Origin of the sequence: Enterococcus hulanensis (assembly GCF_005405485.1) — a bacterium.
Taxonomy (GTDB): Bacteria; Bacillota; Bacilli; order Lactobacillales; family Enterococcaceae; genus Enterococcus_A; species Enterococcus_A hulanensis.
The window spans coordinates 96,747-112,541 of the sequence record NZ_BJED01000011.1; the positions used below are offsets into that span (position 1 = coordinate 96,747).

Below are 15,795 nucleotides of genomic sequence, written 5' to 3' on the forward strand. Positions count from 1 at the left end.
TCCCTTTTTGCTGCTATTTGTTGAGCCTTTTCATAGGAATAATCTTAGATCGTATCGTCTAATGACCAGTCAACAGTTCCAACATATTGTTTGCCTTCTTGAGAAGTATTTGCAGGAATAACTAATGAAATGTTATTCAATTCAGTTGCATACTTCCCATCAATAGTTGTTGGTAAAGCTTCCATTACTTTTACTGTTGTGGTGCCATCTGCTGGCAAAGTCACATTGGCAGTAACAGCAGCTGTATGTCCCCCTGGCAATGCATTGTCAATTGCACCAACTGATTCTGGTGCTTCAGTATCTGTTCCACTGACACTATTGTAATTTTTTAATTGGTTACCTGAAAAAGTATATTGTGCACCAGTTAAAGTAGAGCCACCATCTACTAAGGTAGAAGCTTGAGCAGTTAATTCCCATGCATTCGGTACTTGAGTAGTACCATTTGCAACACGCTGATCACGAACTACTACATATTTAGTTGCACCGTTCGTCGCAGCATAAGTTTTTGCAGCAGTTGTATTCGCATTACTGTTACCAAATTCAAATGCTCTAGGAACCCAAACCAAATCTAAATCGCCGCCGCTTGGAGTAGTTGGTGGAATGTGTCCGCTAAAACCAACGCTACCTCCGGTTGAACCTCCAGCTACAGGTGCAGCTGATGCAGGAACTGCATGTAACAATAGTCCTCCCATCATTGCTGTTCCCAATAGTGCTGATGCTAATTTTTTCTTATTCATCTCTTTCTCTCCTTAATATAATTTAATTTTTTATATCTATAATGTACAAAAATGGTACATTTGATATTGGGATAAGTAGAACTTTTTTTGTTAAGTTAGGATTACTTTTTTTTCGAGTTTTATCCAAAACTATGAATCCTCATAAAAAAACGATGAAACCGCCCCTCACAGCCCCCACACTGACGGCAAATGACGGCGCATAAAGTGTCTGTGAATTTTAGCTTCAAATTTCGTCGATTCTTTTATTTAATTTTTTAAGAAATATACGGATTGAAGGAACAATTCATTTTTGTAAGCGCTTCCTTGGAGTGAGAAAAAAAGGGGGGCAGAATTTTGGGGTTGAAAAATTTTTTAATTATTTATACTTTATTTTCGCGAACTCAGGGCGGTTTCCATCTGATAAATGACTTTTATTCGCTGTTCCATCATAGAATCGGCATAGGTATCCAAGGTTAATTGCGTAGAGCGGTGCCCCATCATATCGCTGACGGACTTAATATCGCTTTGTTCTTCTAAGCAGCGAGTCGCAAAGGTGTGACGTAATTGATGGAAGTGGATGTCCTCTAGTCCGCATTGTTTTCGTAACTGATGGAAATGATAAGTTAATAATCGCGGTTCGACTGGATGCCCTTTTATGGAGAAGACATGGTCTCCTTTGGCTTTGCGGCTATAGCTGAGTAACTGTTTTTTCAAGGGGCGACCGATTGGGACAGAGCGTGTACCCGATTCTGTTTTTGTCGTGCCAAGATTCAATTGAGTTTTCTGTCCATCGATTGCTAGAGCGACACGTTGATACGTTTGATTAACTGTGATGATATCGCGTTTAAAGTCTATATCGGTCCATTTCAATGCGGCGATCTCCCCTATTCTTAGTCCTGTATGCAAGGCTAAGTAGGTTGGTAACCCTGTGTGATTCTTTCTGGATAAGGCAGCTTTCTCTAGGTCTTTTTGTTCATCCCACGTTAAGGCGCGAATGGGTTTCTTTCGCTTTTTTGGCAGTTTTAAGAATCGAAACGGATTTTCTTTTAGGTACTCTTGTTTTTGGGCTTCGTATAGGCATTGATTGGCGACGCCTAGAATGACTTGCATCGTTGATACTTCCAGCCCTTTTTCTGTCCATTGATTGATAAGGTATTTCCCATTTTCCAGCTTTAGTTCGTTAAGATCGTATTCTCCGATATAAGGAAAGACGTATTTCGTCAACTTATAATAGTAAGAAGTGTAAGTCGCTGGCTTTATTCCTTGTTGAATTTCATTCAGCCATTGGTGCCCCCACTCTTCAAATGGGATACAGACACTGCCATACAGTTCTTGTCGAGTATTGTAGTAAGCTTTTTTTGAGTACAACTGACTTCTTACGTCACTGAGGGTTTTTCCATAGATATAGCCATATTTAATTCGTCCATTGGGTTTGTATCCTTTTTTATAGCGTCCTTCCCAACGTCCATCTTTTCTTTTATAAATATTTTCGCCTCTTCGCATAATTCGCTCCTTATTTTCCTTCTTATTTTGACGGCTCAATTGACGGTCAATAACTAGATATTTTCTTCCGTTTGTCTTACTTCTAACTGAGTTTTATCGAAAATTTTAATTACGAAACGTTAAATTTATTCTTTTAAGGTGATTTTATCGAAATATATTGATTATTCTTATCCTATATTCTATAATAAAATCAAATCAGTTCGATTTTTTGTTAATTAAGAACGAGTTATAAAAGAATAATGTTCATAGTTTTGGATAAACTACGAAAAAAATTATATGGAAATAATAATTTAGTCAAACAATACCCCTTACATAAGAAAAAGGCGTCCACTCAGATTTTAATGAGTGGACGCCTTTTTTCTACGCTGAATAATGTCATTTTAGTTATAAAAACGAACGTGCTTCTCCTTTTTTTGCTTTCTAATTAATAACAAAATTATTAGCGATTTTCGATTTTCTTTATTGGACTGTTGAAATTTTCGAAATTCTTAAATTGATTTTTGTCGTATCATTTATTTAGAAAAATTAAATAATAATCGTTATTAGGAGGAGTTACTATGGATGAAATGAATCAACAAGAAGCTTTAAACGACAGACAGTGGTCACAATTATGGGAGCGCTATCTTGAGGAGGCGATCGTATTCGATCCGCTGACTGTTCATGAGATCAACTGTATTGTTCCCATTCCAGATAGAGCAGGTGTCTTGATCTTCACGGATACAGAGATCCATTTCAGCAACATCAACGCGGTGAAAACCTTGCATCTCTTTTCTTCGGCACACTCATTTTCTGATTATGAAGTCTTATCTATTTGTCTAAAGAAGCTGGGGCATTTCGGAAAATATAAGATGCCTTGGGCCTGTTCGTTCTTCACCTTATTTCCACTTGAGGGAAAAGACCAGACAATCTGGCTCAACCCTATCAAGCTTTCCAACGTCTTTAAGGTGGATGAGCAATTCTTCGCAGAACTGACAAATGGACTCTGTCTGGTTCTGCCACTCCACTACCGCCGCTTCATTGAACGGGCGGAGATCGCTTGTCTAGTCTTGGCAACGATTCGTCGCGGCGTGTTTCATTATGCGATTAAGGGAGACGAGCCATTAGATTTTCTCTATTTTCCGGACACTCCTTTTGCAAGGTTACTAAGGAAACGCCCTTGTTTGAAAATGTTCCAGACCCCGATTGGAGAGATCAATCGCCTGTACCAGCAGACCTACTCTCTTTATCATTGTGAACCCTTGATGGATGATCCAGAGGACAGCGATCATATTGATTGGCTGTGAGTTTAATAGCCGAGCACTTGATTACTAAGTGCTCGGCTATTTTTTGCCTACTTTTTTGTCTAAATTCAGAAAAACTTTCTATTATAATCCAAGTCAATTTTTTTCGCAAATCGCAAATTGACCCCGGCACCCCCAATTTGACTCGTTTTGGGGCAATTTTGCCTATTTTCGGTCTAAAAGCGGTCAAATTGGGGGTGCTGGTGCCAAATTCAAATTCGCATTCTTTTTTGAAATCCTTTATCTTTTAGTCACCGGCCGGAACAAAAGAAAATGTGGAGGAAAACGTATGATTCAAAAACTCAGCAACAAATTAAAAGTCCAGATCGATACACCCAACGAGGAGAAATTACAGAATATCAATTTTCAACATGTCGTTGATCAACCAGATGAACATGCGGTATTGAAGCTCGGGGAGATCATGACCACCTTATCACCAGAAGGCAGCACTCTGGATGGCGTTTTATTAACCAGTCAAACACGTTATACAAAGTAAGTGATTAGAGCGAACAAAAAAATGATGGAGGAAAACAGATGTTAAAGCTAGTCGCAAATTTTAAAACCAGCGGAGGTAACAGTCAGACTTGGAGCCTTCCAAATCCAGATACGACCAATACACCTGCTGAACTTAAAGGGCTGCTAGACCAAATCGGTCCGCTAGAGTTATTCAGTAAAGACGGTAATAATCTCTACGACACCGCAGAAAGCGCGAGTTTCGTAGAAATCAATGAAACGATTCTTTTTTAATCGTTGAAGAATTAGAGGGCGGTGATTATCTGCCGCCCTCACTTATACATAGATCCGAGGATTGATTTATCCCAGAAGACTTGCGCAAGCTTTCTGGAACTATACAAAAAAAGGAGAATATATTATGAATGAACAACCATTTACATCTAAACAGCTCTTTAGCTTAAAGAAGAATACCCTTGAAAAACGCATCGACTCGTATTTCAGAATCTCTGGTGATACGGATAGTACCGTGCAATATCTGATGGCACTCAATATCCGCGAGCGCTTAGGAGATAGCGAGTTTCATTTGATCTTACAGGAGCTGGTACAGTATCTATTTACCCAGCGAAAAGTAACTAAGATCGTCAAAAAATTCTTTTTCTATTTCAAGGACTACTTCTCATCAAAGGAATGGAAATACTTGAACCTGCGGGTCTTCCCTGTCCGCCAATATGCCGAAAAAGCGATCAACGCTGTGCGCAGCCGCTTTTCTATCAGTAACCTATTTGGTGATCAAGAAGCACAAGTTGAATGAATCGATTCTTAAAAAAAGAAAGAAAGGAAGGAAAACTATGTACGCTGTAAAAACGATCAAAACCAAAAAATTAGTCTCAACTTTTTATAAAAGCAACGGTAAGAAGCACAACCTAACCGTCAAAAATCCGACAGTCGATAAATCTGCCGAAGAAATTCGCGAAGCTTTGGAATTATTAACGACCTTGGATATTTTTGAAGAAGAAGACGGTGTGAAGACCTATGCGGAGGTCGATACCTGCAAATATGTCGAGACCGTTAAATATATCCAGTTTGACAAGGAGCATCCTGTCGAAGCTGCCGAACCGTTTGTTGCACCGAAACCAATTGAAGTCCCTGCTGTCACTTGTTCAAAACCGACGTATGAAAAATACGTGGATTTAGCCTGCCCGCCTGCCTTGGAGAAGTTATCGAAAGAGAACTTAGAGCCTAATTTTGACGCAGTTAGATTACCAGAAATGGCACCGATCACTGATTCTCCTGAATCAACTGTATCTCAGCCGCCAAAAGCGGAGACTGAGGAAGTTTCATTGTCACAGGAGCCGACCCCTTCGCCAAACAACAATGACGGGCTTCTCAAACGAAAGCTGTCCCGGCTTTGGCGCAGAAAAAGTAAAAACACCGGCGATTCTTCATGAAGGTCAGAATAAATAAGCAGCCGCCCCTCGCTTACGCTGTCACCCTCTCATTCCGGAAAAAGAGGTGCTGCAAGTTAAGTGAGCGGGTGTGCTCTGGGACATTTGGACGATAATTCCTGTCGATAAATTATCAGCCAGTATACGGATTTTTTGATCTTATGGATAAGAAAAAGCCGCAGCAAGCTGCGACTCAGACTGAAGACAAAGTCAATTTAGAGGAACGGTTTTGAATGTGAACTTATAATAATTCATTACGGTTCTTTTTCATTCCGAAATGATATAATTTAGTAAAATCAGAATTTATGGAGGAAATACATGTGATTAAGGAAACTGTATTTAAGTTTATTGAAGCAATTAATAGTCAGAACTTATCCCTAATAAATGAAATGATGGCAAATGATTTTTATTTTATTGATACTTATGGACACTACGAAAATAAAGATCATATGAAAAGTGGTTGGAAAGGCTATTTCGAATGGTTTCCTGATTATTGCATAACGATTGATGATTATATAGCTAATGAAGAATTCGCAATGGTTATAGGAAAAGCAAGTGGTTCGTATTTAGAAAAAGAGGATAAACATTGGGAAATTCCAGCTGCTTGGAAAGTCGTAGTTTCCGGACAGCAAATAAGAATATGGCAAGTTTTTTGTGATTCCAAAAAGCAACTGGATTCGATGAACTAAATTCATATTTAAAGGTCAAAGAACAAAGCTCCAGATAAATGTTTAGTTAGGAAATTGTATATTATACAAAAAATGTATGAATAAAATGAAATGAAGTACTTTGTCTACACTCTGAGCCGCAGCAAGCTGCGACTTGAATTATTTTTGAACCGAGTAAACGTAATGCGGCATCGCTACTCCGCGATAATGCTTTACGAACTCTCCGCAACGAGTCATGCCGTTTCTCTCGGCGACTTTTTGCGAAGCCGTATTCGTATCACGAATAATCGAAAAAACTTCTTCTGCCTGTAAGTTCTCAAAAGCATAGGTCTTGCATGCTTTCGCTGCCTCAATCGCATATCCGTTATGCCAAAATGCGCGTTGAAATAGATATCCGATCTCCAAAACTTTTTGATCGGCAAAATCTTGCCAAGTCAATCCGCATTGTCCGATCATTTCATCCGTTTCCTTTAATATGACCGCCCATAAACCAAATCCGTCACGTCGATAATTTCCAATCTGTTTATCCAGCCAATTTTGAACCTCTTTATCATCGAAGGCTCCTTCATAGGCATACATCGTTTGCTCATCCTGTAATATTTTCCTTAATGAATCACTATCCGTTTGCCGCAGCTCACGAAGATACAGTCTTTCTGTCTCAATCATCTTCATTTTACTCCTTAAAAAAGCTGCACCAAGTAAACTCGGCACAGCTCTGAATTAAATATCCTTCGGTACGTAAAAACTACGATTATCCAAGCCAAAAATACGTTCCGTATAGGTTCCCGGCTCGGCATTTTTCACAGCGCTCGACATCATTTGCATCGAGGCATCGATGTTATCGATTTGATGCAGGATCTCGGCTTCCATGATGCGCGGACGCACTGGTGAGCCGTATTCTAAAAGTCCATGATGAGACAAGACCATGTGGCGCAAGACCACGATATCCTCATCCGCGTCATTGATCTTCAACTCAGCGCAGGCCTTCGTGATTTCTTCGTCTACTAAAACAAGGTGTCCCACAAGGTTTCCGACTACTGTATATTCAGTTGAAGAAGGACCGGTCAGCTCGATCACTTTGCCTAGGTCATGAATGATGATTCCCGCATACAGCAGCGAGTGATTCAGCTGCGGATATTCTTTCGCGATCGCCTTGCCTAAGCGCAGCATCGTTAGGGTATGGAAAGCTAGTCCGCCTGCAAAGGCGTGGTGATTACGCTTTGCCGCTGGAAATTCGAAAAATTCCTTTTGATACTTGTTCAATAAGAAACGGACGATCCGATTCCAATGAGCGTTAGTGATCTCAAACAGCGTCTGATTGAACTCTTCTTCCATCTCCTCGCGTTTGATCGGTGCGCGCTCCATGTACAATGCTGGATCATTTGGTTCCTCTGGTTTGGTGGTACGCAGATGCATGATCTTGACCTGCGGATTGCCTTGGTACATTTCCCGTTTGCCGGTTAGTAAAACGACTTGTCCGGCCTTGTAGCGTTTGATCTCTTCTTCTGATGCGTCCCAAAACTTGCCATCCACTGTTCCAGAAGTATCTTGGAAAGTAAACGCGATAAATTTTTTCCCATTTTTTGCTAGACGGACATCCGCATTTTTGATCAGTACATACATTTCAAACTGCTCGTCGACGGTTAATTCTTTGATTTTTTTCATCGTTGGACTCCCTTCAATTCCCAGACTGGCTGGTGAAGCTCTTGGTAATAGCTTACCATTTCTTGGTCAGATGACAAACAAATGACTTGATAATTTTGACTAAATTGCTGTAATAATTTAGCGAATTGATATTTTCGCTGATGATCGTAATGCAGCCAGCCGTCATCAATGATCACTGGACACAGCGGATGCTTCTGCTGCAATGCGAGATAAGCAAAGCGAAAAGCCATCATGACCTGATCCTTGGTTCCAGTTGAGAGGTTGTAAATACTCAACTGATCCACTGTTAACAGCCCCTCTGAAAAATCCAATCGGCTATGGGCATTATTGGTGAGCGCTTGGAAATAGCTCGTCGCCTGCTTCAATAGCTCCGGTAATTGCTGCTCGGATAATTCCGTCGCGATATCCTGCAGGAGCTGGTTCTCCAATTTGGCTGTTGCATAATCTGTTGTGAGCTTTTCAACTAGTGCGCGTTGCTGACTGGCTTGCTGATAGAGACTGTCTAGGGTACCGTCGGCTTGCATTTGCTGGATCTGCAGGCGTGAGCGCTGCTCTTGTTCTTGCAGCTGATGAAGCTGCATTTCGCCGGCTTGAATCTCTTGTTGTAAGATACGCAAGGCGTCTTCGATTTCTGCAAGTGTCGTCTCTTGTTCAAACAGCGGCGCGACGCTCTCGGTCAGTTCTCTTAATCGGACTTGCTTTTGGATCATCTCTGATTCCCTTTGTAAAAAGGCCGGAATCTCTGAAGGATAGGCCACCCGCAATTTTTCCAATAAGGATTGATGCTGCTCCAACAGCTGTTGTTGCTGCTTTTGCGCTTCATGAATTCGCTGCTGCAGCACGGTGTTTTCTTGGTAGGTCTGAGCAAAGCGAATCTGCTCCATCTCCTTGGCAAATTGTTCCAAGGTCGCAAGTTTTTCGGATAGATTCTTTTCATGCAGGGGCAGCCACTCCGCTAAAAATTCAAAGCGCTGTTCCTGCTGCATCAAGTTTTGCCGCAAAGCGGACTGCCGCTGCTGCATTTCTTCTCTTGTTTTCAACTGCGCCAAATAATTTTGGGCCCGCTGGTTGTCTTGCACGACCGCAAACTCATTCTCGGCACTCGATAGATTTCTTTGACGTAATTCAGTTTGGAGCTGATCGAATAATCGTTGGGAGACTTGCTGGCCTTTGGCGACTTTTTCTGTCATTTCCGCTACTTGACCTTCGTAGACATCGAGCTGTCCCAGCTTTTCCTGCCAAGCATCTTTGTTGGCCGGTTTATTTTGCTTCAGCATTCCGATTACTCCGCACGCGGCTGCCGTTGCCATCAAGAGATAACGCAATGGTGCCGGCACGAAAAAGGCTCCCACCAATGCTGCTCCGGCTGCGATAAACAGCCACGGCGGATTCTTTTTGCGATTGAACAGTTCAGGATGCTTTTGTTCATAGGCGTTGAGACTAGCCTCTGCTTGATCCCGCTGCTCTTTGACTAGACGCAAACGAATGCTTTGCTCCTCTAGTTTTTTCTGCTGTGCTTGTAATGGCGCGAAAAGCTTTTGGATCGCCTGCTCATCTGCGAATGGCTGCGGCGGGTGCTGCTGCCAGTTTGCGGGAATCTCGTCTACTTGTGCCAGCTTAACTGCGATCCGCTGTTCCTCGTCCAGCATTCGCGTAATCGCAACTTTTTCAGCTAGTAATTGTTGGATTTTATTTTCATTTTCTAAATAGAAATAATAGCGGGCCGACTCTTGATTGCCGCTATGCTGCTGCAATGCCGCGTGTAATTTCTCCTGCTCCTTCATCAGTTGCTGATACTCTTGATAGAAGGTCTGAAGCTGTTCTTGCTCCTCTTCACTGGCAGATAAGTGCAGATCCATTTTTTGCAGGTCTAAAAATTCTGTATAACCCGCCCAGTTCATGCGCTGCTGCTCCAAGGTTAATTGCCGTTCCTGCAAATTCCGGTTCTTCGCGGCTTGCTGCGTGACCGCTCGTTTCTCTTCATCAGCCTGACGAACCAGCTGCTGAAAACCGGCCTCTTGGGCTTCTTTTTCTTTGATCCTTTGCTGCAGGGCTTGATAATTCTGCAATGCCTGATTCAAGGGCTGTTTACGTCCACGGGGACGATAAATGCCTTCGTAATGATTCTTCAATCGAATGCGTTGCTCAAATAGCTCATTGCTGCCGGACAAGCCCAACGAAATCAAGGCTTCATGCAGATTTTCTTCGCTTAGTACATCCAGCTGCTGGAGCTGCTCCTGCTGAAAGGTGAACACTTGGCGAAACAGCTGCTGATTCAAGGGATAGAGGATTTTTTCCAGCAAGTCTTCTTCTCCTTGCTGTCCATCCTCCAGCCAGACCTTGGCTTTGCCTTTATTCTTTGCTTTATACCGCTCGATCGTCACTGTGCCGTAGGTCGGATGAACGATCAGCAGGCGGCCGCCAAAACCGCTGCCGTCATTGGGTGTATAATCCTGACCTTTTTTGCGCTTTGTCGGAAAACCAAAAAGAATCGCTTGGATAAATTGATACAGCGTTGATTTTCCCGCTTCATTCAAGCCGTAGACTAATTGATTTTTGGCTTCAAATAGGAAGGTTTGCTGACGCCACTTGCCAAAGCTTGTGATCTCCGCTTTTTTAATCCACATCGGCATCCCTCCTAAATCGATAGCTTTGCAGCATTTTTTCTTTTAATAATGTCACAGTATCTGCTCTAAATTCTTGATCCATCAAGTGATGCAGCTGTGGATTTTGGTCCAAATCGCTTAACAGTTCGTCAAAAACTTCCGGTGTCTGATAAGTCATGATCAACTGATCGACCAACTCTTTGTCGACGGCTAAATAAGGTCGCTCCATCGGCAGGTCTGCCAAGGTTAATTGCCACAAACAAATATCCTGCGAAACCTCTTCTTGCAGAGCCTCCAATAATTCACCCGAATTAATTTGATAAGCCAGCTCTTCCCCCAAGTTCTCCGTATCGCTGAATTCTAAGTGTAACAATGTTGGCCTATCCACCATTAACCTGCGAACGAGTGGGAAAATCTCCCGCGGCTGACGAATAGTTGCCAAGGATAGTGTCTGCTTCTCCCAGCGCACTGTCTCAACTGAGATCGGCTTAGGGATCAAGTGATTCCCCTCGCTCTCTACTAAGGTCACACCAGCCAGATTCGTTTCTTTTTGGGTATGGCCCTGTGGTGTCCCTGGATAGATCACGTATGGATTCTGCGATAGAACCTGCGGGACATGAATGTGCCCTAGCGCCCAATAATCATAGCCCTTTGCCGCTAACTCCGTTAAATGAAACGGCGCATAAGGCATCTGCCCGCCATGATACATGCCGATTTGAAAATCAACGGCTCCTTTGCGGGGAAACTGTTCAATCATCGCAGTATCAATCGTAGGATGCTGATAGCTAAAGCTTGTAATGGCGATCCGCTCGCCGGCATTCGTCGTAAAAGCTTTCGTTTCGACCTGTTCAGTGTCGAAAAGCTGAATATTCTCTGGAAAAGCAAACCAATAACGGTCGGCTTGATAAAAATCATGATTGCCAAAATTCATAAAGACTGGGATCTGCGCTTCCGCCAAACGCGCCATTTCTTGGAAGAAATAACGCTGTGTCTTCAACGTAGGACGATTCTGATGGAACGTATCTCCTGCCAATAAAATGAAATCAACGGCTTCTGCAAGCGCGGCATCTACAATGTTTTCCAGCATCTTCTGATTGGCTGCTGCCAACTGCGTTTGAAAATGCTCCGGCACACTCGTCAGCCCTTCAAAGGAGCGATCCAGATGCAGATCGGCTGCGTGTAGGAATTTCATTCTTTCTCCTCCTAATCGTAGCATTAGAATAAATTTTCAGTAAAACAGCCCTTCAACTCAAAGCTGCACTGATATCCAATCTCGTTTATTTTACCATAAAAAAACGAAAACTTGTTCGTATTCAAATGGACTTTTCCTATTATATGACTGTCATTATTCGTTGCCGAAAAAAATCCCACCAGCTTCTCTTTCAATAATTTAGAAAGAAGATGGTGGGATTGCAAGTATCCAGTTTTTATACATAACGCCAAATGCACCAGCTGCCGAAAGTGACCACAGCAAGTACTAATAAAATAGGTCCCAAGCTATATTTGATAAAGCTTTTCTGGATTAGTTCCTGCTTGTTTTTCTGCTCTGCTGCTTTTACAGTCGAAAGTGATTGCTTCGCACTTTTTTCTTCCTCAAGTTTGGCTGTCACAACTATTCGCTGATCGGTAACCGTTGGTTCATCGCAGGTAATCAGTGTCAGCTGCGGCGAAGGTGTATTCGCCAAAACTTCGATGTCTTCTTCGTGTACCTGCTTTTTCTCAATGATCGTGTATTGATAGGTTTTGTCTAAAAGTCGGAGATGGATTTTATCATGTAAGGAGACCTTAGTTAAATTTCCCAATAATAGATCCGAGATACCTAAATGATGCCCCAAGACTACGATATTATCCTTTTCTATCGAACGCTCAGGGTACATCAGTCCCGCTCCGTAAAGCAGTTCTTGATTGTGAAGTCCTGCAAAAAGCGGCGTCTCAATCTTTACTGACGGAATCGAGAGCTGCCCCACCGCGTCATTGATGTCTTCTTTTGAAGCAGTCAAGTAACTCCCTGCTGTCGGCAGCTCAATCCTTTCGTTTTCAGATACGGCTTGCGGAAAGACCTTGGTCTCTGTTATTTCCTGCTCTTTTATATTTATGATCGTAACTGTATTTTTGATGATCGGATAGCAGATGAAGCCTGCGCCAATGATGAACAACAAAATAATCAGTAGCTTATGCGTCTTTTTTGTTTGCTTCATTCTTCTTTCTCCAAATGAGTCCAAGGATCAATCCATTGACTACTAATAAAATCAAAATCCCGATCAGAATGTATAGCCATGTGTTGTCTTTTTTTAAGGTAACATCCTTTTCATTCAGCTCTTTGGCTGTTTTTCCATCAATACGAAAGGCTTTTTTGAATGTCCATTGCTGCTCAAACTTGTTCGTCTTATCGCCGATTTTTTGAGTAAACGCCCCTTTTGGATTCTCGTTTCCTGAAACAGTCATCGCTAGCTGGTAGTCCCCCGGCTCTAATGCCTGTTCTTTTAGTGAAATAGGAAATGAAAAACTGGAATTGGGCGCGATCTGCAAATCGTCCTTTTCTTCCTGATAAAGGACTTTGTCGCTGCCCTTTTTCGTAATTTGCGCGTTTACTGCGACTTGGTTAATGTAGGTTTTTTGATCATTTTGCAGGTTGGCTAAGATCGTATTTCTGGCATTGATCTGTCCCGGTTTTACATCATGCAGGATCAAATTAGGTTGTACTTCCTTTTCATTCTGGCGCATCAGCAGTGCCACGACGTAGGAGTATTCATTTTCTATGGATAGACCTTGCTTATCACTGCTTTGGGTTTCATTCTTTCCTTCTTCTTTAAATGTAATCCCGCCAGCGATCACACCGTCAAAGGCTTTATCAGGCATTTTGATTTTAAAAGGGACGGTTTGTTCACTCTTAGGTTTTAATGTGATCGACTCAGGGTATTGGACATAATCTTTTAGGTCGTACTCTAAGCTTTTATCTTTGGGCAGGTCATTGTGACCGTATTCCACCACCACATTTGAATTCGTCGTGGCAGTATTTAGCGAGATACCGACCTTCACCTCTTTGTCGGTGTCGTTTCTAAGATTGACATTGGCTTCTGACGTTTGATTAGGTGAAAGCAGCAGGTCAAAATAGGTATTATCTTGATCGATTTGATTTTTTGGTGTGATTGGTGTTACCGAAAAATTAAACTCGCTGGCGTTTCCAGCACTGGGATTGACTAGCAGCAAGCCCGCCACCATAAAAACAAATGCACCGATTGTTTTGATTCCTTTCAATGTAAAGCGCTCCTCTTCAAAATATGTACAAGCTGAGAAGCAAGTTCCCAGCTTTGCGGCCTTATCCTGTAATAACTGAATAAAGCATCTATATAAACTTGGCACTAGCTTTAGTTTGCAGGAACATCTTCTAGTGACCAAGAGAGCATCCCCTTAAAGGTTCCTGTGCGCTGATACTCCACAGGAATCTCCGTTTGGATTCCTCGGTGTTTAGTGTGATCCAATAATCCGCTTAAATCCGTTTCTGCCTTTTGATCACTTTCAGCGATCGTGATCGCTGCTGCACTAATTTTTGCGGTGCCGCTATCTGTGACAAAGGATAAGACTTCTGGCATTTCTACTGTTCCATTGGTTAAAGGCTGCGCCTGCTTCAACTGTAATCGCCAGGCACCTTCTTTACGCTCATCCATAATACGCAAGCCTTGATCTACTTCACCGAATTTTATCAGTGAGGTATTTGAGATTTTATTGGTGCCAAATGACACTTGGCTTGGCGCTTCTGAAATGTACAATTCGCCTGTTCGATAATAGAAGTAAATATCCTGACTATCTTCTGCGAAAACACCTTCCGCGTTGCCGGAATCATTTTTGAAAACAAAGCCGACTACATCCACTGGTGATTCCTGATAATCAGCGCCAATTAACCCTGTGATTGGCTTCGGATCGGCGATATCTTGATCAGTGAGCAGATCTTTATAGAAGACCGTGAGGGTTTTATCTTTGGGTTTGGCTATTTTAATCGTTGCCTGATTTGATCTTTGAATCAGCTCAGCTTCTTCGCTGTATTCAAAATTCATTGCCAATACCTCTTCTGGTGTTGTGCCTTGCAGCTTAGCCGTCAGTTCAATCGCCATGTCCTGCTCCATTACTAGATAATTATCTAAATTCAAGATGACTCGAGAATCCACTATGGAGATGTCTTCTGGAGCAACCGCCTTTCCATCTACCGTCAAGGAGCCTTCTTCATACATCAACTTTGGCGGAAGCTCAATACTTACTTGGGGCTGACGATCTTCAGCAAATTGATGATGGTGAATATTCAATTCATTAGCAACATTCAATGTGTTTTTGATCGTAATCTTATCGTTTTCAACGGCCTCTACATCTGTTGCAAAAGGCTCGTCATTGACACTTAGCTCAGCGAGCGATTGAACGTTTGTAGGGATTTGTGTCATGGCAAGGGCATTTTCTTGGAATTTTCCTCCTGTTGAAGAGGTGAAGCCCCAATATACGTTGGTCGATCCAAATTTTGCATTAAGATCATCCACCGTATAAGAAGCGGAACCTACCCCTTCTAGGTTATACATCAGCTGCTTTGATGCGGCATCCCACTGGACAATCAGCATCCGCCACGTTCCATTGGATAAATTCGCAGGGGCTACTGTCACACCGGAGTGTTCGCCAGAATAATTATTGTTATTCTCTTTTGGTGTCACAAAGGCCACGTGACCACGACCACCAGTATCGCCCCCGATTTCACGGTCCATTCGATCCGCTGATCCCTGATTTTTATAGGTATCAAATTCAACTGATAATGATTTTCTAAGATACGGCTGTCCGGATTTAGTTGAATAAGAGCCGATCCCCATTCCCGTAGAACCAATCACTTGGTCTGGGGCAGAGGTCATCCGGTCATCATTTGTCAATGTAAAGGTCATGCCGTCACCGGCATTTCCTTGCTGATCGCCTAAATACAGATAGCTCTTAAATGTAAAGTCTGACAGAAGACTGATTGGTTTTTTCGACCAAATAGCGCCTCTTTGCGATTTTTCAGCAGGATTCAGCTGCAACAATCTTCCGCCTTCTAAGATACTCGTACTATCTCCGATCGGATTTTGAAAGACTTTATCGATGTTGATGATATTCGGATCATTTGGCAATGCAGCAGCATAGGGAGTCGTATAGTCTTGCAACGGCTCCTCTTCTACTGGCGCTTCGCCGATGATCTCCACATCGGGATTTTCAATCGTTTCTTCGGTCGTTTCTTCAATTTCCGTACTAGTTTCCGTCTCTTGGCTGTCCGCTTCATTCGAAACGGATTCTTCTGAGGATTGTTCTTCGGTTGGGTCAGGGCTGACTTTCAGTTCATCTTTTTCCAAGTCTTTAGAAAATTCAGCAGCTGCGCTACTGATAACAGGAAAACTTGATGTTATCAGTAATACACTTGCTAAAAGGGTTGCTACTTTCTTTTTGAACATTTT

Annotated in this window: 15 protein-coding genes; 6 read left to right on the forward strand and 9 right to left on the reverse strand. The window is 42.4% G+C overall.

Annotation, left to right across the window (positions count from 1 at the left end):
• Positions 1-44: 44 nt before the first annotated feature.
• Together FFR60_RS13280 and FFR60_RS13285 are read right to left on the reverse strand one after the other, a co-directional pair.
• On the reverse strand, positions 45-680 hold the full coding sequence (locus tag FFR60_RS13280; RefSeq protein ID WP_171004939.1) for a WxL domain-containing protein: 636 nt from the start codon (positions 678-680) through the stop codon (positions 45-47).
• A 423-nt stretch (positions 681-1,103) separates the two neighbouring features.
• Complete coding sequence (locus tag FFR60_RS13285; protein ID WP_137664527.1) at positions 1,104-2,219, reverse strand: tyrosine-type recombinase/integrase; 1,116 nt, start codon at positions 2,217-2,219, stop codon at positions 1,104-1,106.
• A 557-nt stretch (positions 2,220-2,776) separates the two neighbouring features.
• Between FFR60_RS13285 and FFR60_RS13290 the strand changes: the two genes are divergently transcribed.
• From FFR60_RS13290 to FFR60_RS13315, 6 genes are all read left to right on the forward strand, one after another.
• Positions 2,777-3,502, forward strand: a complete 726-nt coding sequence (locus FFR60_RS13290; RefSeq protein WP_249355003.1) for a hypothetical protein — start codon at positions 2,777-2,779, stop codon at positions 3,500-3,502.
• Positions 3,503-3,788: 286 nt separating this feature from the next.
• Positions 3,789-3,995, forward strand: coding sequence for a hypothetical protein (locus FFR60_RS13295; protein ID WP_137664528.1), 207 nt, complete (start codon positions 3,789-3,791; stop codon positions 3,993-3,995).
• Positions 3,996-4,033: 38 nt separating this feature from the next.
• Complete coding sequence (locus FFR60_RS13300; protein ID WP_088933593.1) at positions 4,034-4,246, forward strand: DUF2922 domain-containing protein; 213 nt, start codon at positions 4,034-4,036, stop codon at positions 4,244-4,246.
• A gap of 124 nt (positions 4,247-4,370) precedes the next feature.
• Positions 4,371-4,763 (forward strand): hypothetical protein, encoded by a 393-nt coding sequence (locus FFR60_RS13305; protein ID WP_137664529.1) that lies wholly within the window; start codon positions 4,371-4,373, stop codon positions 4,761-4,763.
• A gap of 37 nt (positions 4,764-4,800) precedes the next feature.
• Positions 4,801-5,400, forward strand: a complete 600-nt coding sequence (locus FFR60_RS13310; RefSeq protein ID WP_137664530.1) for a DUF2922 domain-containing protein — start codon at positions 4,801-4,803, stop codon at positions 5,398-5,400.
• Positions 5,401-5,717: 317 nt separating this feature from the next.
• Positions 5,718-6,086 carry a nuclear transport factor 2 family protein gene (locus FFR60_RS13315; RefSeq protein WP_171004940.1) on the forward strand — a complete coding sequence of 123 codons (369 nt, stop codon included), beginning with the start codon at positions 5,718-5,720 and terminating at the stop codon, positions 6,084-6,086.
• A gap of 138 nt (positions 6,087-6,224) precedes the next feature.
• On the opposite strand, the gene FFR60_RS13320 is transcribed toward FFR60_RS13315, so the two are convergent.
• From FFR60_RS13320 to FFR60_RS13350, 7 genes are all read right to left on the reverse strand, one after another.
• The gene (locus FFR60_RS13320) at positions 6,225-6,731 is read right to left on the reverse strand and encodes a GNAT family N-acetyltransferase (RefSeq protein WP_212741906.1); all 507 of its coding nucleotides are present in this window, start codon (positions 6,729-6,731) and stop codon (positions 6,225-6,227) included.
• 54 nt (positions 6,732-6,785) lie between these two features.
• Positions 6,786-7,730, reverse strand: coding sequence for a 3'-5' exoribonuclease YhaM family protein (locus FFR60_RS13325; RefSeq protein WP_088933596.1), 945 nt, complete (start codon positions 7,728-7,730; stop codon positions 6,786-6,788).
• On the reverse strand, positions 7,727-10,357 hold the full coding sequence (locus FFR60_RS13330; protein ID WP_137664533.1) for an ATP-binding protein: 2,631 nt from the start codon (positions 10,355-10,357) through the stop codon (positions 7,727-7,729). The genes FFR60_RS13325 and FFR60_RS13330 overlap by 4 nt, the downstream gene beginning before the upstream one ends.
• A complete protein-coding gene (locus FFR60_RS13335) occupies positions 10,347-11,528 on the reverse strand; it encodes a metallophosphoesterase family protein (protein ID WP_137664534.1) in 1,182 nt (393 codons plus the stop codon). The genes FFR60_RS13330 and FFR60_RS13335 overlap by 11 nt, the downstream gene beginning before the upstream one ends.
• Before the next feature lie 235 nt (positions 11,529-11,763).
• On the reverse strand, positions 11,764-12,534 hold the full coding sequence (locus FFR60_RS13340) for a class A sortase (RefSeq protein WP_137664535.1): 771 nt from the start codon (positions 12,532-12,534) through the stop codon (positions 11,764-11,766).
• Entirely contained in the window at positions 12,509-13,558 is a 1,050-nt protein-coding gene (locus FFR60_RS13345; RefSeq protein ID WP_137664562.1) for a WxLIP family cell surface protein, read from the reverse strand. Before FFR60_RS13345 ends, FFR60_RS13340 begins: the two co-directional genes overlap by 26 nt.
• Positions 13,559-13,704: 146 nt before the next feature.
• Positions 13,705-15,792 (reverse strand): lectin-like domain-containing protein, encoded by a 2,088-nt coding sequence (locus tag FFR60_RS13350; RefSeq protein WP_137664536.1) that lies wholly within the window; start codon positions 15,790-15,792, stop codon positions 13,705-13,707.
• Positions 15,793-15,795 lie beyond the last annotated feature (3 nt).